The sequence below is a fragment of the Hyphomonas sp. CY54-11-8 genome (genome assembly GCF_000682735.1).
Classification (GTDB): domain Bacteria; phylum Pseudomonadota; class Alphaproteobacteria; order Caulobacterales; family Hyphomonadaceae; genus Hyphomonas.
This window is the reverse complement of sequence record NZ_AWFD01000012.1, coordinates 89,675-114,993: the sequence shown is the minus strand read 5'-3', so window position 1 is coordinate 114,993 and position 25,319 is coordinate 89,675. Positions and strand designations below refer to the sequence as shown.

Annotated in this window: 22 protein-coding genes; 10 read left to right on the top strand and 12 right to left on the bottom strand. The window is 61.4% G+C overall.

Features of this window, described 5'->3' with window-relative positions; translation table 11 throughout:
- Positions 1-147: 147 nt before the first annotated feature.
- Genes HY17_RS09010 through HY17_RS08990 form a run of 5 tightly spaced genes read left to right on the top strand, consistent with a single transcriptional unit; the run spans position 148 to position 5,980 of the window.
- Positions 148-1,905: a TonB-dependent siderophore receptor gene (locus HY17_RS09010; RefSeq protein ID WP_233348731.1), complete on the top strand. Its 1,758-nt coding sequence runs from the start codon at positions 148-150 to the stop codon at positions 1,903-1,905.
- A 32-nt stretch (positions 1,906-1,937) separates the two neighbouring features.
- Complete coding sequence (locus HY17_RS09005; RefSeq protein ID WP_233348729.1) at positions 1,938-2,756, top strand: ABC transporter substrate-binding protein; 819 nt, start codon at positions 1,938-1,940, stop codon at positions 2,754-2,756.
- Entirely contained in the window at positions 2,753-3,742 is a 990-nt protein-coding gene (locus HY17_RS09000) for an iron ABC transporter permease (protein WP_034766025.1), read from the top strand. Before HY17_RS09005 ends, HY17_RS09000 begins: the two co-directional genes overlap by 4 nt.
- Positions 3,735-4,496, top strand: a complete 762-nt coding sequence (locus HY17_RS08995) for an ABC transporter ATP-binding protein (protein ID WP_034766023.1) — start codon at positions 3,735-3,737, stop codon at positions 4,494-4,496. Before HY17_RS09000 ends, HY17_RS08995 begins: the two co-directional genes overlap by 8 nt.
- Positions 4,493-5,980: a cobyric acid synthase gene (locus HY17_RS08990; RefSeq protein WP_034766021.1), complete on the top strand. Its 1,488-nt coding sequence runs from the start codon at positions 4,493-4,495 to the stop codon at positions 5,978-5,980. The genes HY17_RS08995 and HY17_RS08990 overlap by 4 nt, the downstream gene beginning before the upstream one ends.
- 52 nt (positions 5,981-6,032) lie before the next feature.
- On the opposite strand, the gene HY17_RS08985 is transcribed toward HY17_RS08990, so the two are convergent.
- The 4 genes from HY17_RS08985 to HY17_RS08970 all read right to left on the bottom strand — a co-directional run bounded on the left by HY17_RS08985 (position 6,033) and on the right by HY17_RS08970 (position 10,682).
- Positions 6,033-6,404 carry a DUF983 domain-containing protein gene (locus HY17_RS08985; protein ID WP_034766011.1) on the bottom strand — a complete coding sequence of 124 codons (372 nt, stop codon included), beginning with the start codon at positions 6,402-6,404 and terminating at the stop codon, positions 6,033-6,035.
- Positions 6,405-6,458: 54 nt separating this feature from the next.
- On the bottom strand, positions 6,459-8,189 hold the full coding sequence (locus HY17_RS08980; protein WP_034766008.1) for a tetratricopeptide repeat protein: 1,731 nt from the start codon (positions 8,187-8,189) through the stop codon (positions 6,459-6,461).
- A 147-nt stretch (positions 8,190-8,336) separates the two neighbouring features.
- Entirely contained in the window at positions 8,337-9,965 is a 1,629-nt protein-coding gene (locus tag HY17_RS08975) for an ATP-binding protein (protein WP_034766006.1), read from the bottom strand.
- A 108-nt stretch (positions 9,966-10,073) separates the two neighbouring features.
- Positions 10,074-10,682 carry an ATP-dependent Clp protease proteolytic subunit gene (locus HY17_RS08970; RefSeq protein ID WP_034766004.1) on the bottom strand — a complete coding sequence of 203 codons (609 nt, stop codon included), beginning with the start codon at positions 10,680-10,682 and terminating at the stop codon, positions 10,074-10,076.
- A gap of 219 nt (positions 10,683-10,901) precedes the next feature.
- Here HY17_RS08970 and HY17_RS08965 point away from each other — a divergent pair, with 219 nt between their 5' ends.
- Positions 10,902-11,702 (top strand): DUF1109 family protein, encoded by an 801-nt coding sequence (locus HY17_RS08965; protein WP_139068768.1) that lies wholly within the window; start codon positions 10,902-10,904, stop codon positions 11,700-11,702.
- On the opposite strand, the gene recQ is transcribed toward HY17_RS08965, so the two are convergent.
- The gene (gene recQ, locus HY17_RS08960; protein ID WP_034766000.1) at positions 11,699-13,531 is read right to left on the bottom strand and encodes a DNA helicase RecQ; all 1,833 of its coding nucleotides are present in this window, start codon (positions 13,529-13,531) and stop codon (positions 11,699-11,701) included. The two genes, HY17_RS08965 and recQ, sit on opposite strands and share 4 nt — an antisense overlap.
- Before the next feature lie 71 nt (positions 13,532-13,602).
- Here recQ and HY17_RS08955 point away from each other — a divergent pair, with 71 nt between their 5' ends.
- Positions 13,603-14,259 carry a uracil-DNA glycosylase gene (locus HY17_RS08955; RefSeq protein ID WP_034765998.1) on the top strand — a complete coding sequence of 219 codons (657 nt, stop codon included), beginning with the start codon at positions 13,603-13,605 and terminating at the stop codon, positions 14,257-14,259.
- 4 nt (positions 14,260-14,263) lie between these two features.
- Here HY17_RS08955 and smpB read toward each other — a convergent pair whose 3' ends face one another.
- Positions 14,264-14,743: an SsrA-binding protein SmpB gene (smpB, locus tag HY17_RS08950; protein ID WP_034765996.1), complete on the bottom strand. Its 480-nt coding sequence runs from the start codon at positions 14,741-14,743 to the stop codon at positions 14,264-14,266.
- 9 nt (positions 14,744-14,752) lie between these two features.
- Positions 14,753-15,634: a 4-hydroxy-tetrahydrodipicolinate synthase gene (gene dapA / locus HY17_RS08945; RefSeq protein WP_034766343.1), complete on the bottom strand. Its 882-nt coding sequence runs from the start codon at positions 15,632-15,634 to the stop codon at positions 14,753-14,755.
- A 104-nt stretch (positions 15,635-15,738) separates the two neighbouring features.
- On the opposite strand from dapA, the gene HY17_RS08940 reads away from it, so the two are divergent.
- A complete protein-coding gene (locus HY17_RS08940) occupies positions 15,739-17,760 on the top strand; it encodes a lytic transglycosylase domain-containing protein (RefSeq protein WP_034765994.1) in 2,022 nt (673 codons plus the stop codon).
- Between the two features lie 6 nt (positions 17,761-17,766).
- Here the strand turns inward: HY17_RS08940 and HY17_RS08935 are convergent, their stop codons facing one another.
- The 5 genes from HY17_RS08935 to HY17_RS08915 all read right to left on the bottom strand — a co-directional run bounded on the left by HY17_RS08935 (position 17,767) and on the right by HY17_RS08915 (position 24,005).
- On the bottom strand, positions 17,767-19,314 hold the full coding sequence (locus HY17_RS08935; RefSeq protein ID WP_034766342.1) for an acetolactate synthase large subunit: 1,548 nt from the start codon (positions 19,312-19,314) through the stop codon (positions 17,767-17,769).
- A gap of 79 nt (positions 19,315-19,393) precedes the next feature.
- Positions 19,394-21,262, bottom strand: a complete 1,869-nt coding sequence (locus HY17_RS08930; protein ID WP_034765992.1) for a feruloyl-CoA synthase — start codon at positions 21,260-21,262, stop codon at positions 19,394-19,396.
- 33 nt (positions 21,263-21,295) lie between these two features.
- Entirely contained in the window at positions 21,296-22,081 is a 786-nt protein-coding gene (locus tag HY17_RS08925) for an ion channel (protein ID WP_034765990.1), read from the bottom strand.
- Positions 22,078-22,668: a hypothetical protein gene (locus tag HY17_RS08920; protein ID WP_051599864.1), complete on the bottom strand. Its 591-nt coding sequence runs from the start codon at positions 22,666-22,668 to the stop codon at positions 22,078-22,080. Before HY17_RS08920 ends, HY17_RS08925 begins: the two co-directional genes overlap by 4 nt.
- Positions 22,665-24,005 carry a dihydroorotase gene (locus tag HY17_RS08915; RefSeq protein WP_034765988.1) on the bottom strand — a complete coding sequence of 447 codons (1,341 nt, stop codon included), beginning with the start codon at positions 24,003-24,005 and terminating at the stop codon, positions 22,665-22,667. Before HY17_RS08915 ends, HY17_RS08920 begins: the two co-directional genes overlap by 4 nt.
- A gap of 132 nt (positions 24,006-24,137) precedes the next feature.
- Here HY17_RS08915 and HY17_RS08910 point away from each other — a divergent pair, with 132 nt between their 5' ends.
- Positions 24,138-24,782 (top strand): carboxymuconolactone decarboxylase family protein, encoded by a 645-nt coding sequence (locus tag HY17_RS08910; RefSeq protein WP_034765987.1) that lies wholly within the window; start codon positions 24,138-24,140, stop codon positions 24,780-24,782.
- A gap of 2 nt (positions 24,783-24,784) precedes the next feature.
- A complete protein-coding gene (locus tag HY17_RS08905; protein ID WP_051599863.1) occupies positions 24,785-25,318 on the top strand; it encodes a VOC family protein in 534 nt (177 codons plus the stop codon).
- The last annotated feature ends 1 nt before the right edge of the window (position 25,319 follow it).

Genomic DNA, 25,319 nt, shown 5'->3' with positions numbered 1-25,319 from the left:
ATTGTCGTTATAGGCACCTGTCTTCCGGGCGGCGGGGTGCTCATGAGGAGAACCCCCATGTCATACAGGACAGCTCTGCTTAGTGCGGCTGCTATCAGCCTGATCACACCGGCTATCGCGCAAGAATCCAGCACAGAAGAAAATAGAATGGAAGCGATCACTGTTGAAGGATCACGTCTCAATCAGACCCAGACTGAAATCGGCTCCAGCGTCAGCATCATCACCGCAGAAGATCTCGAAAAGCTGGATTTCGATTTTGCCCTCGATGCCGTGGCGGCGGCGCCAGGCGTCACAATAAATCAAAATGGGAGCTATGGCGGTGCTGCGAGCGTACGCATTCGCGGTGCCTCGTCCGGGCAGACCCTGGTCCTGATCGACGGCGTACCGGTCGGTGATCCATCCGTGACGGACGGCAGCTTCAACTTCGCTTATCTTGATACTGATAATATCGATCGAATTGAAGTGCTGAAAGGGCCTCAATCGACCCTATGGGGCTCCGATGCCATCGGCGGGGTTGTTTCCATCATGACCAAAAAGCCGGAACAACGGCTCGGTGGAAGCGCATATGCAGAATACGGTTCCTTCAACACGCTGCGCGGAGGTGCTTCCATCGGCAGCGCGAACGAGACCGGCGACCTCCGTCTCTCAGCCAGCGGCATTTCCACGGATGGAATCTCCAAGGCAGACGAAGCCAATGGCAATGGAGAGGAAGATGCCTACGATTCCACGACGTTGTCTGCGAAAGGCGGACTGAACCTGCCGGAAAGAGCCCGACTGGAAGCGTCGCTTCTCTGGAACGACGCGGATGCCGAATATGACAGCTATGTTTTCGGCGCGGAAGGCAGTGTCGGCGATGGCGACGAACGTACCGAGAATGAAACGCTGTCAGGAAACGTCTCACTGAAAGTACCGCTCTTCGATGACCGGTTCGAGAACCTCTTGATGGTCGGATATTCCGACATCACCCGCAAGAATTTCTCGAATGGTGCCGAAAGCTATTCCGCTGAAGGAGATCGACAGATCTATCGCTATCAGGGCACGTTCACTGTCAACGACATGAACAAGCTTTCCTTTGGTGCAGAGCGGGAAGAAACCACCGCCAATGACGCGCACTCCTCCATCGACGGCGTGTTTGGTCTCTATGAATTTAAACCTGTTGAGAAACTGACCCTGACAGGTGGCATCCGCGTCGATGACCACGAGACATTCGGGTCGGAAACGACGGGCCGTCTGGCAGCAGCATACAATCCAGTTGAACAAGTCGTCGTGCGGGCAAGCTGGGGACAGGGCTTCAAGGCGCCGAGCATCTTCCAGTCGACTTATATCTGTACCTTCTGTGGACTGACCGAGCCGAATGCGAACCTGAAGCCCGAAAGTTCTGAAGCCTTCGATATCGGCCTTGACTGGACATCCGAAGATGGCCGCGCGAAAGCCGGGATCACATGGTTCGACCAGGACACGGAGAACATGATCGATTTCTCCTACACGGCCGGGTACGACAATATCGCGCTCGTCAAGTCACAGGGCGTCGAGCTGTACGGTTCCTACCAGTTCTCCGACTGGATCGGTGTGGCGGCGAACTATGCGTATATCGATGCTGAGGACGGAGACGGCAATGAACTCTCGCGGCTGCCGAAAAACTCAGGCGACGTGACCGTGTCGCTCGACCCTGAAGGTCCCTTCTCCGGTGCGGTTCTCATAAGGTTCAACGGTGACGAGGCGAGCACGGACGGCACTACGCTGGACGGGTGGACGCGGGTCGATCTGACCGGCAGCTATGACTTAACTGACAGTGTCGAACTCTACGGCCGCATTGAAAACCTGTTCGACGAGGAATACCAGCAGGTTCTCGGTTATGGCACCCCTGGCCTGTCCGGCTCTGTCGGCATCCGGTTGCGTTACTAGGTGACGCAATGTCGAGACTGATGATCCTGCTAATGTTATTCGGCCTGGCTGCCTGCGGCGTCCCCACCCAGACGCAGGCGTCGAATGCCCAACGGCCCATGCGGATCGTCAGTCTCGACTACTGCGCCGATCAGTATGTCCTGAAGCTCGCGGACCGCGACCAGATTCTCGCACTTTCTCCTGAAGCGGCGAGAGACTATTCCTACATGCACGAAGCGGCCGTTGGATTGCAGACCGTTCGTCCCGTGACGGAAGACGTGCTCATCCTCAAACCGGACCTCATCGTCCGCTCGTATGGTGGCGGGCCAAACGCTGAAGCCTTCTTCGAGCGGACAGGTATCCCCGTGCTGACCGTCGGCTGGACAACGCATATCGACAGCGAGGAATCCGGCTCGATCCCGAGCATCATCCAGCAAATGGCCGATGGCCTCGGACAGTCGGAGCGCGGACGCGAACTTGTGTCAGAGTTCCGCGCCCGTCTGGCCGCCATAGAGAAGCACTCGGACGGCAAGACCGCACTCTACATGACCCCGGCCGGCGTCACGAGCGGACCGGGATCGATGATCCACGAAATGCTCGTCAGCGCAGGCTTCAAGAATTTCGAACAGGAACCTGGCTGGCGCGCGCTTCCGCTTGAACGGCTCGCCTATGCGCAGCCGGACGTCATCGCCGCCGCTTTTTTTGACCGGCCTGGCCCTGCGCCGGATTCGTGGAGCGCGATGAAGCATCCCGTGGCCAAACAGCAGATGGAAGGCCGTCCTGTCGTGCAGCTGCAAGGCGCATGGACCTCCTGCAGCGCGTGGTTCATGATCGACGCCATCGAAGCGCTGGCGGAAGGGGGTGAGTCATGACGCAGCGGCTCCTGGTTCCCGGCCTGCTCCTCGCGTGCCTCATCACCATCTTTACGGCCTGCCTGCTCGGATCGACGCCCTTGCCGGCGGACCGCGTTCTCGCCGCCTTCTTTGGAGGTGCAGATATCGGTGACCGTCTGGTTGTCTGGCAGATCCGTCTGCCGCGTGCGCTGGCAGCCTTCTTCACCGGCGCAGCGCTGGGTATTAGCGGGGCGGCCTTGCAAGGCCTGCTCAGGAACCCGCTTGCCGAGCCCGGCGTCCTCGGCGTCTCGGCATCAGCATCGCTCTTCGCAACATTTTCGCTCTATTACGGGCTGGCCGCGCTATCCCCGTGGGTGCTGCCCATCTCGGCAATTGCCGGCGCACTCGCCGCCACCGCGCTTATTGCGCTGGCAGCCATCCGTACCCGGTCCATTGTTACGCTGATCCTGATTGGTGTTGGTCTATCCAGCTTCTCAGGTGCCGCGATGAGCCTGCTGATGAATCTCGCACCTAACCCATTCTCTTTGTCTGACATGATCAACTGGATGCTCGGCTCGGTTGCCAATCGAAGTTTTGAGGAAATCGGACTGGCTGCACCCTTCCTAATTGCCGGGGCGGGCATTCTGCTGGCATCCCGGCGAGGCCTCTCGGCGCTAACACTGGGAGAAGAAGCTGCGACAGGCGTTGGGCTCAATCTGAGCAACCAGCGCATTCTGACCGTACTCGGTGCAGGCCTGGCGACCGGTGGATCGGTGGCGCTCGCAGGCGCCATCGGCTTTGTTGGCATCGTCGCGCCGCACATCATCCGGCCTTTCGTCAAGCACGACCCGGCACGATCCCTGATACCGTCCGCCCTGCTGGCCGGCCTTATCCTGATGATCGCTGACATTGCGATTCGTATCCTGCCAACTTCGAACGAACTCAAACTCGGTGTGGTCGCAGCGCTGATCGGCGCGCCTGCCTTTGTCTGGATCGCAGTACAGAGGCGCGTACTCAATGGCTGAGCTCCTCACGCAAGACCTCTCCGTCAAGGCGGATGCCATTTTACTGGTGCGCGAGGCGAATTTGCGGCTCGTACCCGGGGAACTTGTTGCCCTGCTCGGGCCGAACGGCGCGGGCAAGACCAGCCTGCTCAAGGCGGCGCTCGGTCTGGAGAAGCGTTCAGCGGGTCTGGCTACGCTTGATGGAACAGACAGCGAAAAGCTCTCCCCCATGCAGCGCGCCCGCCGTGTTGCCTACCTGCCCCAGCAACGTCCGCTGGCCTGGCCGAACACGGTGCGCGATGTCGTGGCCCTCGGCCGGTTTGCGTATGGCGCAGCGCCCGGAAAACTCAGCCCCGCAGATGCAGAAGCCGTCGACAGGGCGATTGCGCAATGCGGTCTTGCAGACCTGGGCGACCGAAACACCGATACACTATCAGGTGGAGAACTGGCCCGCGTCCATTGTGCCCGCGCCTTTGCCGCCAATGCACCACTGCTTGTCGCCGATGAGCCCGTCGCCGCGCTTGATCCGCGTCATCAGTTCAGCACGATGGATATTGTCCGCCAGTTCGTCGACGACGGTGGTGGCGCGCTGGTCGTTCTGCATGACATCGCTTTGGCCGCGCGCTACGCAACGCGCATGGTGTGGATGAAGGAGTCGCGGATCGTCGCCGATGGCCCACCGGAAGAAACGCTGACGTCCGAACGGCTTGCTGAAATCTATGGCGTGCGCTCCCGTATAGATGGCCGGACAGTCGAAATCGAAGGCACTCTATGACAGCGAAAACCCTTATGCTGCAGGGAACTGGCTCCGACGTCGGAAAATCCGTTCTCACCGCGGCGCTCTGCCGGATCGCCAAACGCAGGGGGCTGAGCGTCGCTCCCTTCAAACCCCAGAACATGTCGAACAATGCTGCCGCCTGCCCTGGCGGTGGAGAGATTGGCCGCGCGCAAGCATTCCAGGCCTTGGCCTGCGGACTGGAGCCGTGCACCGATTTCAATCCGGTCCTCCTGAAGCCTGAGACCGACCGGCGTGCACAATTGGTTGTTCACGGCGAAGCCGTCTCGTCGATGGACGCTGCCCACTACATGGCGCGCCGCGGCGAGCTTCTGGGCAAGGTGCTCGAAAGCTTCGACCGGCTGACGGCGTCACATGACCTCGTCATTGTGGAGGGCGCCGGCAGCCCCTCAGAGATCAATCTCCGCGACAGGGATATCGCCAATATGGGCTTTGCTCGCCGCGCCGGCGTACCCGTCTGCCTGATCGGCGATATCGACCGCGGCGGTGTCATCGCCAGCCTTGTCGGCACGAGAGCGGTCCTCGACCCGGACGATGCTGCGATGATCACGGGTTTCCTGATCAACAAATTCAGAGGGGACCCAGCGCTATTCGATGATGGCGTAAGAGCGATTGAACAACGCACGGGCTGGCCGTGCCACGGCGTCATACCCTGGCTGCAAGCAACTGCCGCACTGCCGGCCGAGGATGCCGTGGTGCTCTCCCGGCCTGCACGCCCCTCCGGCGGCGCATTGAAGATCGCCGCGCCGATGCTGTCGCGCATGGCGAATTTCGACGATGCTGATCCGTTGAAACAGGAACCGAATGTGGACTTTTGCTGGATCCCTCCGGGCCGGCACATTCCACGCGATACAGATGTAGTCATTCTGTTCGGCACCAAATCCACGCTGGGTGATCTCGCCTTCCTCCGCCAGCAAGGTTGGGACCATGATATTGTCGCGCACGCCCGATCAGGTGGGCGCGTGCTCGGCATCTGCGGTGGCTACCAGATGCTCGGTCGACAGATCATGGACCCTGACGGAGCCGACGGTGAACACGGTGAGGCTCAGGGATTAGGCCTGCTGGAAGTCGACACGCTCATGGCCTCACGAAAGAAGGTCAAACCGGCCACCGGAGAGTGCGCGATAAATGGCGCAGGCATCTCGGGTTATGAAATCCACACGGGACAGACCACCGGCACGGACACCGCTCGTCCAATGTTCCGGCTTGACGGCATGCCGGACGGCGCCCGCAGCGCGAATGGCCTTGTTGAGGGTACTTACCTGCATGGCGCGTTTACGAACGATGCCTTTCGGCAGGCCTGGCTCGCTCGTGCTGGCAGTACTGCCGATCTCGGCGGCGCCGGTTACAGCGCCATCGTTGAACACGCACTCGACAGTCTGGCAGACGGAGTTGAAGCCGTCGTGAATTTCGAAGCGCTGCTGCAAATGGCTCAACCTGCTGGCTGGCATCCCGCAAGCTGACAAGCACGTCCGCACAGTTATGGGCCAACCGGGCATTCCGGCCATGTTGACGCTATTCCTGACTTGAGCCGATTTTCCCCATCGACCAAAGCACCGCGATCCAACCGGCCTTCACACGCGGCAGGGCCAGCATGACGGCTCCGGTGACCGTGATTGCCGCGCCCGGGAGGGTGATCCATAGCGGCAGGTCTGACATCGACACAAAGAATGTGACCGTCACGAGGAATGGCGCCAGCATCAGCACGGTCAGCCAGGCCGGCCCATCCTCGGATGGAACCTGTCCGAGCGGTGCGCCACAACAGGCGCACACGTCCACTGGCTTCAGGTACGCCCGGTAGAGTGCCCCTTTCCCACAAGCAGGACATTTCAGCGCCAATCCGCGAACGAGCGCGGTGCGGGGAGGCGTAGGGGCAGTCTCAGGCATGGGTGATCGGCCTAAACTCGCAGGGTAAACGTGCCTGGCCGGATGCCTTCGCCGCTACTCCTCGACAGTGATATCCGTCAGCTCCGGATAATACCCCTTATAGTCAATCGACATGTTCAGTTTCAACGCATCCATGTGAGCCATTTCCTGACGGAATGCGATTTCATAGGTCGTCGTCAGACCTGCCGGAAAATAGACGTCCCCGGACGGCCTCATTTCCAGAACGCTGGAGTTTGCATTGACGCTGCTTCCATCAGCCAAAGTTGCTTTGGGTCGATCAATATTAAGCCGGACGCCCTCATCAGACGGATTTTCGATGTCGAATGTACAGGTCGGATTGACGGGATTACGACAGCCAAGAAAGACAAATTTGAGCGGACCAACATCAAAAATGTCGTCTGGCGAAGCAACCTGATCATAACGCGGCGTTCTCACTGTCGGGGGCGAATCCCCGATCATGACATTTCGGAATTCCCGCTCATAGGAATCATAGTCCAGCCGCAATTGTGGCCAGAAGGACTGGAACATTTCGGCTTCGCGATTGAAGGAAACCTCCCAAGTGAACGCAACTCCTTGTGGGGCGTTGGATTCATTCTTGCCTTCCAAGCTCAGCAAGGATTTTGCGGCAGTGACCCTGACACCCTGACTATTATAGGCAATGATGCCGTCGCTCACATTCACATTCACATTGTCGGTTCCGGTATTCATCATGTCGAACCGGCAAATGGGGGCGTCGGGATTGGAGCATCCCAGGAAATGTACTTGCAGGCCGTTGACCTCATATGCGTATTCCGGGTGAGCAGGATCGACCGGGCGCATGGTCTTGATCTCGACCTGCTTGCCACCACGAACCGCAATGTCGCGAAACTCCTTCTTGTAATCGACACCGCCAACCGAGAAGCGGAAGCGAAGCAGCTGGTAAATATTCGCCGCGCGACGAAATGTGATTTCGATCTGCGTCGTTTCCAGAGATGGAACGGTCCAATTATCGTTCGAATTGGCTTCGATCTTTTTCCGATTTCCTTCCGTCCAGCGACCGAACTCATCGACCCCCCACTGCTCACCAAGCCTGAGGTAGACCGGATCCGGTGTCGGGTTCATCACCGAAAAGACGCAGCGCGGTGTTTCGGGCTGGTCACAGCCCTGAAATTCGAACTGCAAGCCGCCAAATTCGAAGCTCGCTCGCGGGATGGCTTTTACCTCATTCTTCGCGGCGGTGGCGGCTTTCAGTTTCTGGATGCGGGTCTGCAGCACCTGATTGTCGGGATCGAGCTCCAGCGCCTTCTCATAGGCGGCCAGCGCCTTGGTTGCGTCGGACGGGGCGAGAATGTCACCGGCGCTGCGCAGCAGTTCTGCCCGGGTTTTCGCCGGCACTGTATCGCTCGCCTCAGCCGGCGCGCCGGCGCTGGTGACGATGTTGTCTGCAGCTGCTTCCGCGTCTCCGGAAACCGCGAGGAATTTCGCGTCATTCAGTGCCGGGTCGTCTGATGTCAGCAGTTTGGTAAGCGCAGCTTCATACTGCACCTGCTCGTCCTGAGAGACTTCGTCGCCGCGGGCCTGCGCCTTGCCGATCGCATCAGCAACCGAAGCGGCCACAACCGTCGCAATCCGCTCCTCACTCAGCTGGAACTGTTCTTTGATATCGCTTCTTGTCGCTACCTGCTGGTCGGGAAAAAGGCGTCCCCGAATCTCGTCATTCAGGAAGACATAAATACCGACCATTCCGCTGATAACACTAATACCGGTCACGATGAGCGCAGTATGTGAGCCTTTTTTTTCTGACATCAGAATCCCCACAGTCCAAAACGCAAACTGCAGCGCATGCGGCGTAAGATGGCTAGTTTTTTCGTCGCGTCAGATCGATCGCAAATGAACTGGTGTGATCAAAAAACCACACCGTGAAGCGAGAAACACATAGGGGGAACGCGCTGCTTAGCCGACCCTTGCCCAGGCATCGGGGCTATCGCCCATCATCAGGATGTCAGCCAGCGTTGCGACAAGCGCACGGGGACGGATCGGCTTTTCGATCATGGCGATGAAGCCGGCTGCCTTGCAAGCCATACGGCGGGCATCGGTCAGGTCCGCCGTCACGGCCAATACCGGGATTTCCGAGTTCGGCCCCGGTGTCATGCGCAAGGTACGCAGGATCATGTCCCCGCTTTCATCCGGCAGGTGAATGTCGGTCAGGATCGCCTGATATCCGACATCGAACACATATTCCCGGGCCGCCGAAGCATTGGGAGCATGATCAACTTCCCAACCGGCTGCGCGCAGCGCTTCGGTGATCACAAGAGCGCTGGCCGCGTGATCCTCGATCACCAGGATCCGGCCAAGATCGAATTTACCCATCTGAGGCCGGATTGTTTTCTCCGGCGCGGGGCTGGCAACGAGGCGAGGTCCGGCTTTGCGGACTGGGATGTCCACCATGAACACGCTGCCACCGTCAGGATTGTCGGCCAGCGTGATCTCGCCGCCCATGGCTTTCGCCAGAGATTTCGCGATCGCGAGGCCAAGCCCGGATCCGCCATGCGTATGCACGGTTGTGGCGCTCGCCTGTTCGAAGGCCTCAAACAGGCGCGCCTTGTCTTCGTCCGAGATACCGCAGCCGGTATCCGACACGCTCATCCGTAAACGGAGCGAAGACTCATCGCGCCATGTCGCGAGCGATACATCGACATGGCCGTGCTCTGTAAATTTCAGCGCATTGCTGAGCAGGTTGAACAGGATCTGGCGCAGGCGCAGGGCGTCGGCCTCGATCCTCGGCGTCCCGTCTTCGACATGGATGCGCAGGGCGACCCGCTTGCCTTCGGTGCGCGGCTGCCAGACATCGCGGGCCTCGGAGGCAAACTCATCCAGATCGAAAGGCGCGGCGCGCAATGGCATCTTGCCGGCTTCGAGACGCGACAGGTCCAGCAGATCGTTCAGCAGGCGCTCAAGGTGGTGGCCGCTTTCGGAGATGGTCCGCGCCAGACGCTTCGGCTCACCGCCGGACACACTGTCCTGCAGCAGGTCTGCGACGCCCAGAATGCCGGTCAGCGGCGTGCGGATTTCATGCCCCAGGAAAGCGAGGAAATCGGCCTTCTCACGAGCAGCGGAATTCAGTTTCGCCCTGGCGGCCTCCATCCGCCGGGCCGCTTGGCCCAGCGTACGGGCACGCATGGCATTTTCCTTCGCGATTGTCGCGCTCAGGGCCGCCGGGCTGACAAGGCCGAGATAGACGCCTTCCCGCATGACGATCAGGCCCTCGCAAAGGGCGGCCGGATTTTTCGTGGCCGCCGTCCCGGCAGCGAGACCAGCGGGCGTATTTGCTTCGACGATGAACGGAGACCCGGTTGCCAGCATCGACACCGGCTGGGACGCCCAGACCATGCGCCCTTCAGGGCCGACCATGGCTTCAGTCACAGCACCGCGCGTCACGAGGGAATAGGCGCTATCTTCGTCCCGCAGCGGCAGGGCAAACAGGGACGTATCGGACAGGAAGAGGCTCAGCGCCGCGGCACAATTGGTATCCGCAGCAACCGGCGGGATCGGCAAAGAAATGTCTTCGACGCGCGCGAGCATCCGGGCCGTCTCTCTTCAGTCAAACAGAAGAGAAACAATCGCCCGGAATTGTTGAGAGGCCGCTAACTTTTGGTTACCAGCGCGTTAACCGCCCCTGCTCTGACAGGCTCAGACAATCTCGCTGTGATGGCTCACGATCTTGTGGACGAGACCATATTCGACGGCTTCCTTGGCGCTCATCCAGAAGTCGCGGTCGGTGTCTTCCTTGATCTTCTCGTAGGACTTGCCAGTGGCTTCAGCGAAAATGCGGTTCAGGCGCTCGCGCATCTTGATGATTTCGCGGGCCTGGATTTCCACGTCCGTTGCCTGGCCGCCGACGCCGCCGCGCGGTTCATGAAGCAGGAAGCGGGTGTTCGGCAGGGCGTACCGGTTTTCCTTCTTCGCCGCGGCATAGATCAGCGCGCCAGCCGAGGCGCACCAGCCGGTGCCCAGGATTTTCACCGGCGCCGGCACGAATTTGATCATGTCGTGGATCATGTCGCCGGATTCGACATGGCCGCCCGGCGAGGACAGGACCAGCAGGATCGGCTTGTCATTCTCGGACGACAGCGCCAGCAAACGCTCGCACACGCGGCGGGCCTGCAGGAAGTCGATTCCGCCGGTCAGCAAGATCGTGCGGGCCTTGAACAGAGCTTCCTCAAGGAAAGCATTCGGCTCGGAAGCCTTTTTCTCGTCATTCTCGTCGTCGAGGCGCGGCTCGCGGGCAGAATAGTCCATGATGTCTCCGGTTCGCGGGGATTCTTACGAAGTCATAGGTGCGGTGCCACGCGGCCCGGGTCAAGGGCGGGGATGCGGGAACCTTGGGGAAGAATTGCAAAGCATGCCAAGGGTGTGCAGCTGGAACCGATGTCCAGAAATAAGACCGACTATCGTATCAAATCAGGCACTTTTTTTGCTTTGGCCCACAGACTTGGACACTGGAACCGAACTTATTTCATGACCACACTTTCAGCCACGACTTCGCAGACCCGTTATTTCTCTCCGCAATCCGCGGCACATGCAGCAACCGAGCTGCACATCAGCCCACGCCATGTTGGGCGCGGCCTGTTCCTGATAGGCGGCGTGCTGCTATCGGCACACGTGTTCGTGCTGGTCATGAATTTCGGCTTTGGACGGGACTATCTTTGGGGCCTGGCGGAAAAGTTCAATGTGAACAAAGAGATGAACTTCCCCACACTTGTCGCCACGATTGAGCTGTTGGCTTGCGGTGCCTTATTGGCCGTGAATGCTCATTTCCGTCCTGGCAGCCTGGAACAAGTACCAGGCTGGTGGATCCTCTGCGCTATTTTCGTCTTCCTCGGTTTCGACGAGAATATCGGCCTGCACGAAATGACCAGTGGCCCGACCTCACAGCTGCTGCAGGCCGAATGGGTGCCAGAATATGCCTGGATGATCCCTTACAGTGTTGCGCTTGTCATCGCAGCGGCTGTGCTGCTGCCATGGTTCCTGAAAATCGAACGGTCCTCGCAGATCCGCTTTGTTGTTGCGGGCTCAATCTTCGTTTCGGGAGCACTGGGCATCGAGATCCTTGAAAGCACCAATTTCAGCGCGGCAGATCCCGAATTACTGGCCGGCGGTGAGAAACTGGCCGATATTTCGCTCCGCCAAGCGACGCTGACCACCGCGCAGGAATGCATGGAATATGTCGGCGCGGGCTATTTCCTTTATGCGCTGATCCTGCGACTTGGCGGCCTGACGCTCTGCGTCGCCCCGGCAAAGGAAGCCCAACTCGACTAGGCCGCTTCCGCGACGATTCTCGCGACATCCTCGGCGTAGCGCTGGGCTTTTTTCTCGCCGACGCCGCTTATGTCGCGCAGCGCTCCAGCGTCCGCGGGGCGCTCGCGGGCGATTTCGGCGAGGGTACGGTCGTGGAAAATGACGTAGGGCGGCACGCCGCGCGCCTTGGCTGTTTCAGTGCGCCAGAGGCGCAGGGCATCGAACAGGACCTGATCGCGCTCTGAAAGGTTATCCTGCACCCCAGCACGAGCCACCCGGCCCGTCTTGCGGCGGCGTGCGGCAACAGGATCGGCCCGCAGGAACAGCGTCCGCTCACCCTTGAACAAGGCCCGGGCCGCGTCGCCATCCGGCACCATGACGATGGGGCGCATCGCATCGCCGCCTTCGGCCAACATGCCATCATAGAGCAGCGCATCGAATATCCGGTTCCAGCCCTGCTTCGGCAGCTCCGCCCCGATACCGAAGGTGGACTGCGCCGAGAGCTCCTCATCGAGGGCATCCTTCGCCTGCCCCAGCAGGTGCTGGATCAGGCGCCCGCGCCCCACGCGTTGGCCGCAGCGCAGCACGGCGGACACGGCCATCTGCGCCCAGCGGGTCGCGTCATGACTTTCCCCGCCCTCGCCCCGGCAGATGTCACACGTCCCGCACGTTTCGGACGTCTCCTCCCCGAAATAGCGGCGCACGGCCAGGCGGCGGCATTCATCGCCATCGAAGAAAGCGAACAGCTGGCGTGTCTTGGTAATCTGCACCCGCTTCACCTCGTCCGGCGCGTCGCCGTCATAGGTCCAGCTGAGCGACCGGCGCATGTCCGCCGGGCCGTAGAGGGCAATACCCTCCGCAGGCTCGCCATCGCGCCCTGCCCGGCCAACTTCCTGCCAATAGGCTTCCATCGTCTTCGGTGGATCGGCATGGATCACAAAACGCACATCCGGCTTGTCGACACCCATGCCGAACGCGACCGTGGCACACATGGTGAGGCCGTCTTCCAGCAGGAACCGCCGCTGGCGCTCGGCCCGCACATTCGCCTCAAGCCCGGCATGATAGGCGAGCGCCGGAATGCCCGCTTTCTCCAGCGCCTCGGCCAGATCTTCGGTGGCATTGCGCGTGGCGCAGTAGACGATGCCGGAGAGGCCCGGCCGCGCCTTCACCAGCGAAACCACCCGCTGCGTGCGATTGCCTTCTTTAGGCTCCGCGGCAAGGGCAAGATTCGGCCGATCAAAACTTGCAACGTGGACGGAGGGTTTCGTCAGGTTCAGCTGGGCAAGGATGTCATCCCGCGTCCGCGCATCGGCCGTCGCGGTAACCGCAAGGCGCGGCACGCCGGGGAACAAATCCTTCAGCCGGCCAAGGGCTCGATAGTCCGGCCGAAAGTCATGCCCCCACTGGCTGACGCAATGCGTCTCATCCACCGCAATGATGGAGATGTCCATCTTCGCCAGCCGGTCGGCGAGGCCGGTGCCGAGCGCTTCGGGCGAAACATAGAGCAGGTCCATCTCGCCGCGCTGGGCCGCATCCAGCGCATCGGCGCGTGCGGTGAAGTCCATCGAGCTGTCGAGCCGCTCGGCCCGCACGCCCGCCTGTTTCAGCGCGTCTACCTGATCGGCCATCAGCGCGATCAGCGGCGAGACGACAAGGCCGACGCCAGGGCGCAGCAACGCCGGGATCTGGTAGCAGAGCGACTTGCCGCCGCCGGTCGGCAGCACGGCCAGCGCGTCGCGCCCGGCCAGCGCATCGGAGATCACATCCTCCTGCAGGCCCCGGAACGCCTCATAGCCATAAACCCGTTTCAGCAGGTCACGGGCATCGTCGAGAGTGGGAGTGGGAGACATGGCTCTTGTTGTGGCGGGCCCCGTGAGTCGGGGCAAGTGGGCGGGTGCGCGAATCAGGCCAGATAGGCTGGATGAAACAGACGCCCTACCCGCCCGAAGCCCCGAAGGATTGTGCGCTGTGCCCGCGCCTTGTGGAGTACCGTGAAGCTGTCGCCGTGAAGGAGCCGGACTGGTTCAATGGCGCCGTGCCGAGCTTCGGCGACGAAAAGGCGGAGTTGCTGGTCATCGGTCTCGCGCCGGGAGTGACCGGGGCGAATCGGACGGGGCGGCCATTCACGGGCGATTGGGCAGGCGACCTGCTCTACGCGACCATCGACAAATTCGGCTTCTCCAAAGGCACCTATGCTGCTGATCCGGAAGACGGTCTCGCCCTCACCGGCGCGATGATCACAAACGCGGTGCGCTGCGTGCCGCCGGAAAACAAGCCCGTGGGGGCGGAAATCAATGCCTGCCGGCCTTTCCTGCTTTCCCGGATTGAGGCGCTGCCGAAGCTGAAAGTCATGCTCTGCCTCGGGAAGATTTCGCACGACTCGACGGTGCGCGCGCTCGGTCTGAAGCTCAAGGACCATCCGTTTGGACACGGAACAAGGTATGAAGTGACTGTCGGCGGACGGGGCTATTTGCTGGTCTCCAGCTATCACTGCTCCCGCTACAACACGAACACCGGACGGCTGACGGCGGAAATGTTCGAGGATGTGTTCGCAATGGCGCGCGAGGCGATCGGCTAGGCCGTTACCCCTCTTTCAGGATCCGCGCTTTCTGCCTTGCCCAGTCGCGTTTCGCTTCGACGTTCCGTTTGTCGTAATTCTTGCGGCCGGTTGCGGTACCGATCAGCAGTTTCGCGATGCCGCGGTCGTTGAAATAGAATTTCAGCGGCACGATGGTCCGCCCGGCCCGCTCAACTTCCTGCGAAAGCTTCGACAGTTCCCGGCGCGAGACGAGCAGTTTCCGCTTGCGGCGCGGCTCGTGGTTGAACCGGTTGGCGCCCTTGTAGGTCTGGATCTCGCAATTGATCAGCCACAGCTCGCCCTGTTCGGGGCTGACATAAGCCTCGGCAATGTTGGCCTTGCCTTCGCGCAGGGATTTCACCTCGGAGCCGGTCAGCACGATGCCGGCTTCGAGCGTGTCTTCCACTTCATAGTCGCGGCGGGACCGGCGGTTCTCCGCGATCATCCCGTCGGAGCGGCCCTTGGTTTGAGTATTCTTAGACATGGGCCCTATTTAGGCATGAAGCCCGGCAAGCGCCATGGCCGCATCGATCTGCTCGCGCGCGGCGGCGTCCGGCGGGGTCAGCGGCAGGCGTACGTCCGGCTCACACAGGCCAAGGCGGTGCAGCACATATTTGGCCGGCCCCGGCGAAGGCGAACAGAACATCGACTTGTGCAGCGCGATGAGGCGGCGTTCGATGGTCTGGGCGGTTTCGAAGTCCCCGGCATTGAACGCCTTGTGCATGGCGGCACAGGCCTCCGGCATGACGTTCGCGGTCACCGAGATGCAGCCCGCCCCACCCATGGCCAGGTGGCCGAGCGCAGAGGGGTCGTCGCCGGAAAGCTGTACGAACTGTTCCCCTTCGCCGATCTGGGCCGCATGCTGCGAGACGCGCTCCATGTCACCGGTCGCATCCTTGATGCCAACCACGTTCGGCAAACGCGCGAGTCGGGCCACTGTAGACGGCTGCAAGTCCACTATAGTCCGGCCTGGCACGTTATAGAGGATCACAGGCATGGCGACGGCATCGTTGATCGCCTTGAAGTGGGCGTACAGTCCATCCTGATTTGGGTTATTGTAGTACGGGCACACAACCAGCGCCGCGTCCGCCCCGGCGGCCTTGGCGTGGCCGACAAAGTCGATCGCTTCGTCGGTGGAGTTGGAGCCTGCCCCCGCAATCACGGGCACGCGGCCTGCAGCAACCTCTACACAAAGCGAGACGACGGCCTTGTGCTCTTCCGTGCTGAGCGTCGAGGTTTCACCGGTCGTGCCGACAGGCACCAGCCCCGCCGAGCCCCCGGCAATCTGGCGCTCCACCAGTTCAGCAAACGCCTTCTTGTCCACGGCCCCGTTCTTGAATGGAGTGACCAGCGCTGGGATTGAGCCATGAAACATCGTATTCTTGCCGCGATTCAGGTGTTGTTTGGAATGATCCATATATGAATCGCCTCTGCCTTCCCACGCTTTGGCCAATAAATAAACACCCGGTGACAACTCACATGATCCGACCCTTCGCGCTTTCTCTGTTTGCCGCCGTAACCGTTTCCGGTGCTGCAGCTGCCGGTTTGCCGGAGTCGCCCAGCCTGAAACCTGATCGTCCCTACATCTCGACGGCAACCGACTCGCGGAACGCTGAGATCCTCCACAAGGCGCTGGACGCGGCGGGCCGGTATCAGTGGAACGAAGTCGCCCGTTATCAGGCACAGGCCACCGATCCTGCCGTGCGCGACCTGATCATGTGGAAACGCGCCAGCGAGGGTGTTCCGGGCATGGGCTTCAACGAGGTCAACGATGCCCTGACCCGCCTGCATGACTGGCCTAAGGCCGGAAATATGCGCGCCCGGGCCGAAGAAATCATCGAGCTATCAACCCTGTCGGCGGCAGAACGGATCGACTGGCTGAAGAAATCCGGCCCTCGTACCGGCGAAGGCAAAGTGGCGCTGGCCAATGCCCTGCGCGAAGTCGGCATGATGGACGAAGCCGTCGAGGCTGTCCGCGACGCCTGGCACAACAATTCCATGGACCGCGCGCTGGAGCGCCAGGTGCTGGCCCGCTTCGGTGGCCAGTTGACCCAGGCCGATCATCAGGCCCGCGTTGAATTCCTGCTCTGGACCAACCAGCGGACCGCAGCCTCGAACCTGAAATCCCTGCTCAGCTCCGACTATCGCAAACTGGTCGACGCCCGCATCGCGCTGGCGAGCCGTGGGCGCAACGTCGATGCGCTGGTCAACGCCGTGCCGGACAGCCTGAAGGACAATCCCGGCCTGCTGTATGACCGGGCCCGCTGGCGCCGAACCCATGGCAACCAGGAAGGCGCCATTCCGCTGCTCACCCAGATCGACGGCAAGGATGTTCCTGCCGCCGGCCGTTCGAAACTCTGGAAAGAGCGTTCCATCGCGCTGCGTACCGATCTCAAGGATCGCAACTGGAACCGCGCCTACCAGCTGGCATCGCCGCACGGCATGACATCAGGTAGCGACTTTGCGGAAGCCGAATGGGTGTCCGGCTGGATTGCCCTGCGCCTGAAGGGCGAGCCGGAACGCGCGCTGCAACATTTCGAGACGATGTCGGAAGGTGTATCGACGCCCATTAGCCTGTCTCGCGGTCAGTACTGGACGGGCCGGGCAGAAGATGCCCTCGGCGAAACGGCCCGGGCGCAACTGGCCTATCTCGACGCCGCGGCACATAAATTCACTTACTATGGCCAGCTCGCCGCCGAACGCGTCGGCGACCGGCAGATCTTTTTCGAGCCTGCTGCCAAGCCGACTGACGATGAGGTCGCGGCGTTCGAAGCCCGCCCGATGGTGAAGGCTCTGCGCCTGCTGGGGGAAGCGGGCGAGACGCAGCTGTTCCGCACCTTTGCCTACCATCTGGATGACCTGCTGGAGACCGAAGCGGACTACATTCAGCTCTCGAACCTCGCCAGCGAATACCATGTGCCAGACATCGGCGTTCGCGGGGCCAAGGCGGGTCTCGCCAAGGGCATCGTCGCAACAGATGCCGCCTACCCGGTTGTTTCCTATCCGCTGCTGAAGGAGCCACAGGTCGAACGATCGCTGATGCTCGCCCTGTCGCGGCAGGAAAGCGAGATGAACCCGAACGCGATCTCCTATGTCGGTGCGCGGGGCCTGATGCAGTTCATGCCATCCACCGCCTCGCGCGAGGCGCGGATGAGCGGCCTGCCCTATCGCAAATCATGGCTCACCGATGACCCCGGCTACAACATGACGCTGGGCGGCCAGCATCTCGATTACCTACTGAACCGGTTCAATGGCAGCTACATCATGACGGCAGCGGCCTACAATGCCGGCCCGACCCGCCCGTCGAGATGGATCTCGGACTATGGCGATCCGCGCACGGGACAAGTGGACCCGATAGATTGGGTGGAGTTCATCCCGTTCAGCGAAACGCGAAACTATGTCCAGCGCATCCTGGAGAACACGCAGGTCTACCGCTCTCGCCTCTCAGGCAAGCCGGAAGAAATCAGGATCCAGGAAGACCTGGAACGCGGGAAGGAATAAGCGGCCTTACCTCGCCGGAACGTGCGCTGCGATCAGCTGCGGACCGTCGGCGGCGAAGGCACGTTCGAGGGCTGTGTCGAACTCTTCTGCCGTGAAGGCATCCTGCGCTTCGACGCCCTGCGCCTCGGCCAGTTTGACCCAGTCGATTTCCGGCTCACCAAGTTCCAGCATGGACTTGGCCGTCGGACCGGGATTGCCTGCGCCGGTGCGGGCGAGTTCGATATTCAGGATACGGTAGGAATGGTTGACGAAGACGACGTTGACCACATTTGCCTCTTCCCGCGCCATGCTCCACAGCGCCTGGTTCGTGTACATGCCAGCACCATCGCCTGAGATGCAAAGCACTTTCCGGTCCGGCGCGGCAACCGCAGCGCCGAGCGCGAGCGGCATGCCCTGCCCGATGGCGCCGCCGGTCAGCATCATCCAGTCGTGCGGCTGCGCCTTCTGGGTCATCAGGAAACAAGGCAGGCCGTTCGACACGCCATCATCGGAAACGAATGTGCCTTCCGGCATATGCCGCGCGAGCGCCATGCCGACCGTCATGGCATTCAGGTCACCTGTCGGCTGGCCGGGAATGTCGAGTTCAGCGAACTCAGCAGATTCCTTCGCGCCGATGGCATCTGCCAGCGCGCCAAGGATCGCGGCACTGTCGGTTTCCGGACCGCCGATGATGTAAGGCTCGCAGCCTTCCGGAACGAGCACCGAGGGTTTACCTGGATAAGAGAAGAAGGCGACCGGTACCTGCGTCCCGGCAACAAGCATCAGGTCTGCGTCTTCAAGGTCGGCAATCGCTGCTTCAGCGAAATACTGCATCCGGTCAGGGATGAAGGTGCCAGCGCCGCGCGCCTGACGCGGGAAGAAAGTGTCGGAGATCACACGCAGGCCTGCCGCTTTCAGACGGGCGCCCTGGGCCAGACCTTCCTTCGTCAGCGCCGTGCCATTGATCAGGATCACGGGCTTCCTTGCGTCTTTCAGTTTCCGGGCAGCGTCTTCAATGCGGGCCGCATCCGGCTTGCGCAGAGACGGGCGCGCGCGCGTCTTGCCCGGCTTGCCGCCTTCGTTCCAGGCTGTATCGGCTGGTAGCAGCAGGCTGACCGGGCCCGGCACCGGCCCGAAACTCGCTTCCCACGCCTCCGCGGCGAGTTCCCCCGCATCGGCCACCTTGTCGGCAGATTTGATCCAGTTCGAATTGGGCCCGGCGAGGCCCATGATGTTGGAGGTGAGCGGCGCGTCATAGCGCAGGTGCGGGACGGCATGATCGCCGATGACGTTGATCATCGGCGTCCAGGCGCGTTTTGCATTGTGGATGTTCGCCCCGCCATTCATGTAGCCGGCACCCAAGTGCAGCAGCGTCATGGCCGGATTGCCGGTGACACGGGCGTGACCGTCCGCTGCGCCGGTCGCGACGCCCTCGAACAGGCAAAGGACAGACTTGATCCGCGGCTCATGGTCGAGCGCGGTAACAAGATGCATCTCCGACGTGCCGGGATTGGCGAAACAGGCAGTGACGCCGTGGTCCGCCAGTGTGGAAACGAGCGCTTCGGCCCCGGTCATCGTTTGAACCTGTGTATCGGGCATGGTGTTTCCTTCCTGTCGTCTTGTCTGCCCGTGTTTAGCCTGTCGGCGCCACGGATCAACGCCTGAGATCGATGATGTCCGGCCCGGGCGCTGCGGCATAAAGCTTTTCGACATCGGCCTTGCGCAGGTCCTGCGTGCGGGACTGGTTGATATAGCCCTTTTCCGTGATCTCACCGGCATCGGCGCGCGGCGGGATCGGCTGCAACAGGACGCGTGCAATGCGCGCCGCCGGGTTCGGATGATGCCGGTTGTGGTCCTGCAGGCCGAGTTTCACATGCTCGATCACCTTCGGATGACGTGCCAGCTCTTCCAGCGGCAGGGGCTCGCCCACAAGACGCTGGCACCAGGCTTCGTTCAGGAAGCCGAGCAACGTGATGTCCGCCTCGTTCAGGCCACACACAACGGCATCAGAAAGCGCCCCACCGGTCGCGGCCACAGCGTGCACGCGCACCGTACCCGCCGAGACCCACGTGCCGTTGGAGAGTTTGAACTCCTCCGCCGTGCGCCCGTCGAAGGCGAGGCCGCGTTCGGGATTGCCCGGATCGACGAATTTCACCGCGTCGCCGAGCTTGTAATAGCCTTCCTCGTCGAAGGCTTCCGCCGTCTTTTCCGGATTGCGATAATAGCCGGGCGTGATGTTCACACCCTTGACGCGCAGTTCCATCTTTTCGCCATTCGGCACCATCTTGAACGTATTGCCCGGCAGCGGCAGGCCGATCAGGCCCATCCGGTCATTCGGCCAGTGGACATTGGAGGCCGTGGGCGCAGTTTCGGTCGCGCCATAGCCGGCTGAAAGCGAGATACGCTCACCCGTCGTGCGCACGGCGACCGCCTGAATGCGTTCATAGATGTCCTGCCCCATCGAAGCGCCGCCGTAAGCCATGCAGACGATGCGGGAGAAGAAGACATCCGCCAGTTCCTGATCCCGTTCCAGTTCCGTCGCCAGCGCGGCCCAAGCGGCCGGGACGGTGGTGTGCTGTGTGGTCGGAACATCCTTCAGGTTACGGATCATGGCCGGCAGACGCGCTGGCGTCGGGGCACCTTCGTCGATATAGAGCGTACCGCCCCAGTCCAGCATGTTGTGGAGGATGGAGTGGGCACCATAGGTGTGGCTCCACGGCAGGAAGTTGCACATGACCTGAGGCCCGCCGGTGATCTCGTCGAGGCGCGCCTCGTCCCAGACAGACCGGATCATACGGGCATTACAAGCGACCATGGAGTGCAGATTGATGACCGCTTTCGGCTCACCGGTTGATCCCGAGGTCATCATGAAGCTGGCGACCGAGTCCGGTGTCAGCCTGTCATAGGCGGCGTCGGTCTCCGGGCCGGGCGCGCGGCCAAACTGTTCGATTCGGACAGCGTCGCAGCCTTCCGGCGCCTCCCCGCCATGGATCACGAGCCGGCCGTCCATGCCCATACCGTCCAGCCCGCGCTGGTAGGCGGCGCCGTCTTCGACATAGATAAATTTCGGCTCGACCAGGTGATCGATGTATTTGAGACGGCCAAGGTCTTCCGACAGGAGGGCGTACGCAGGCGTCACCGGCACGACCGGGCTGCCTGCCCACATGGCGGCGTATTTGATCAGCGCATTGTCCACGGCGTTAGCCGACAGGATCATCAGCGGCGAATCCGGGCCGCCACCTGCATCGAGGAAGCCCTGCGCGAGACGCTTCACCGTGGCGAGGCCTTGCGCATAGGTCACTTCCCGCCAGCCATCGCTGCCGTCCTTCGGCCGTTCGGCCAGCCAGACAGTATCAGGTCTCTGAGTAGCCCATTTCACCAGCGGCGCCAGCATATGCGGCGGGCAGGTCTTCAGCGGGTTGCCATTGTCGAGATAGATCGTGCCATCATCGCGGCGGTCCACCTTCAACTTCAGCGGAAGGTAAGGCACTTCGCGGAATGGAATATGTACTGTGTCGGCCACCCGGTGGCTCTCCCTGATTATTGTTTTTTCGGCTCAGACGAGGCCGCGTGTGGGAATGTGGACCACATGGCCGCAATGCTTGCAATGCACCGCGTCACGGTCGTGCATGACGAGGCCGCATTCCGGGCATTCATATTCCACCTTGTCGTTCGGCTCGATGATCGCCTTCAGCAGCTGCAGGAACAGCGTCAGGCCCAGCACCATGATCATGATGGACAGGATCCGCCCCCAACGCCCGATCATCAGCACGTCGCCATAGCCTGTGGTGGTCAGGCTTGTGACCGTAAAATACAGCGCGTCCAGATAGGTGTGAATGTTCGGATTCAGACCGACCTGCGTAGCGTAGACCAGCGCAGACATGATGAATACGAACACAATCAGGTTCGTCACCTTGTCGATGACCTGTTCATGCCGCTGGAAGAAGGGCGTCAGAATCTTGACCCGCCGCACAAAGGTGAACGCGCGGATAGCCCGCATCGCGCGCAAGACCCTCAGGAAGGCGAAGTTCGAGACCAGCAAGGGCGCCAGCATCGTGACCACGACGACCAGGTCCGCCAGGTTTACTGGCCGGAAGAAGAAATTCACTCGATGCCGGGCAATGTAGAAGCGGGCCAGATAGTCAAAGGCGATGACAATCCCGATCACGTAGTCCAGCAGGACATGGTGATACCCGCGCTGCTCGAACGGCGCCCACAGGAAGTAGGCGATCGTCACAAAATCGAAGGCCAGCATCAGCCAGCGGAACCGGAACGGCCAGGGCCCATGGCCTTCGTACAGCCAGAAAAGGGCCCGGTTCAGCCCTTTGCGTTCGTGCTTCATGACCCCTGCTCCAACGCCCGCAAGGCACGCGCCAGATTCGCGCGCGCCGCTGTATCCCATTCTGCATGGGCGATGTCGGTGAAGTAAAGGCGCGGACGGGAAAGGAAACCTTCGAGGATTGCCCCCCGCCCGGCCCGGTAGGCGTCTGCCGGAACGAACGAATATTCGGCCCGGATATCCCGCTCATACTGGTCATAGACAGGTTCGGGCGCGCCAAGGATCGACAGGTCCATGTCCAGGAACAGGGCGAGGTCTCCGGCATCCTGCGCAGGCAGGCCTTCCGGTCCAGTGTGAGTGGTGGTGGCGCGGATAATCGTTGCGGCAAAGCCGATGTCATGCGGCGGGACATGGCCGGCGGCTTCCCGTTCCAGCAATTGCGCGCTTTGTTCCTCATTATCCTTTGCTTGCGGGTCGTACACGGCATCGTGCCAATAGAGTGCCCAGAGCACAGGCTCCGGCCGTTTCAAATGCCGCACCCAACGGCGGTAATGGCCCAGCAGCGCCTCAATATGCACCCATGTGTGATAATGGCGCTGTGGCTCATCATAGCGCTGGCGCAGCGCTTCCATCAGCGCGGCTGGGATCAAGTGGCAGGCTCCAGCGTCTCATTGAAACGCACAGGCTTACCGCCGCCTTTCTTTACGATCTCGCCGTCGCGCATGACAAAGCCGCCGCGGATGATCGTGGCGACAGGCCAGCCAGTGGCTTCGAAGCCCTCAAACGGCGTCCATCCACATTTCGATTTCGACCAGTCGGCAGTGATCGGTTCCTTGCGCTTCAGGTCCACGACCGTGAAGTCGGCATGGTAGCCCTCAGCAATCCGGCCCTTGTCTGCGAGGCCGAAAACGCGTTGCGGCCCGGCGCTGGTGAGTTCCACGAAGCGCTGCAGGCTCAGCTTCCCATTGTTCACATGGGTCAGCATAATCGGCACAGTGGTCTGCACGCCCGGCATGCCGGAGGGGCTCGCCGGGTAAGGCCGCGCTTTCTCTTCTTTCGTGTGCGGAGCATGGTCGGATCCCATGACGTCCACGATGCCGGCGTTCAGCGCGCGCCACAGGGCATCCTGATGGCGCTGTTCGCGGATGGGCGGGTTCATCTGGGCAAAGCCCTTGAGGCGCTCGTAACATTCCGGTGCCGCGAGGGTCAGGTGCTGCGGCAGGCATTCGACGCTGGCGATGTCCTTCGCATCGCGCAGGATTTCCATTTCTTCCGCGGTCGAGATGTGCAGCACATGGATGCGCTTGCCGACCTTGCGAGCGAGGCGCAGGAGGCGCGTCGTGGAAGAGACGGCCGCCTCGACATCGCGCACCACCGGGTGGCTTCGCCAGTCGCCCTGCACGGCCAGGCCCCGGCGCTCCTCAAGGCGGTATTCGTCTTCTGAGTGGAAGGCAGCACGGCGCTTGATGACGCGCAGCACGGCTTCAACGCCCTCATCATCCTTGATCAGCAGGTCCCCTGTTGAGGCCCCCATGAACACTTTCACACCGCAGCAACCGAGCATGCGCTCCATCTCAGGCAGCAGGTCGATGTTCTCGTGTGTCGCGCCAGCATAGAAAGCGTGGTCGACATCCATGCGGCCGGCGGCGCGATTCAGCTTGTCCTGCAGCATGGCAGGCGTCGTCGTGGCGGGGTTGGTGTTCGGCATTTCGAACACAGCGACCACGCCGCCAAGCGCGGCCGAGCGCGCCTCGGTTTCGAGGTCAGCCTTGTATTCCATGCCCGGCTCACGGAAGTGGACCTGGCTGTCGATGACGCCCGGCAGGATATGCAGGCCGGTGGCGCCATAAATCTCTCCGGCCGAGGCCTCGGTTAGGTCGCCGATCCGGGCAATACGCTCACCGCGTACGCCGATATCGGCCTGTGTTTCGCCACCGGGAGTGACGACAGTGCCGCCGCGAAGGATCAGATCGTAAGTCTCGCTCATGGGCCCCTATATGCGCTTGCACGCACGCCCTGTCACCCGCCTCCATGACGTTGGGTGACTGTTGGCCGCGCAGAGGTTTACGCATACGTTACCCCCAGATCGCACGACATAATCGCGACGGGAGGAAATCGAGTGCCAAGGCTGAAAGAAGCAGGGCGAGAAGCAGCGAACGACTACGCCACACAAATCTTCAACATCGTCTTCGGTGATCGCGACCCTGTCGCAGAGCCTGGCACGGCGACGGGCACGCCCGGCAATTGGTGGACGGTGTTCAACATAGTACCGGAAGCGTTCGAGCACACGACGGAAGGCTTCCGCTTCTATCGTTCCAAGAACCGTCTGATCGATCCGAAGCTGCGCGAGCTGGGCCAGATCCGGGCGGGCTATACGGTTGGCAGCCGGTTTGTTTTCTCACAGCACTGCAAGGCCTGCCGACATCTCGGCATGCCGGAGGAGCAGATCGAGGCCATACCGCACTGGCAGGTTGCCACCTGTTTCAACGAACTGGAACGGGCGCTGCTGGCCTATACGGATGCGCTGGTGCTGGAGCGCGGGCGGGTGCCCGACGGCGTGTTCGAGACACTGAAGAAGCATCTCAGCGACGAAGAGATCCTCGAATTCACCTACATCACCTGCACCTACATGATGCACGCCATCATGAGCCGGGCCCTGCGCCTGGAATACGATGATGTCGATGAACCGGTGACAGAGGTCCCCGCACCGGAAGGGTATTATGACGACGTCATGAGCATGGTGGACCGCAAGAAGGAGGAATAGTCATGGGATACCATCACCTCGCGCTCGCGGCGAAGGACATGAAGGCCACGCACGATTTTTACGAACGGATCATGGGGTTCGAACTGGTAAAGGTCGAGGTCGGCCCGATCCCCGGCGGCGGCTGGGGCAAGCACTTCTTCTACCGGATGGACGGCGACGACAACCGGTTCATCGCCTTCTGGGAACTGCACGAAACGGCGGGGCAGGAAAACTACCAGTACGACCTGAACGAAGCGGCTGGCCTGCCGCCAGGCACCAATCACTATTCTTTTTCGGTCGACACCGCCGAAGAGCTTGCCGCCTGGAAGGACCGCTGGAATGCGGCCGGGCTGGACGTGCTGGAGATCGACCATAACTGGTGCCACTCGATCTACACCAAGGACCCGAACGGCAATATTGTGGAGTTCTGCGCCACCACCGGCAGCTTCACACCGGCAGACCGTGAACGCGCCCTCGCCGCGCTGGACGAAACCGAGTTCAAGCCCTCCCCGCCGCCTGCCAAAAATGCAGCCCTGGCCTGCTGCGGAAAAGGCTGAC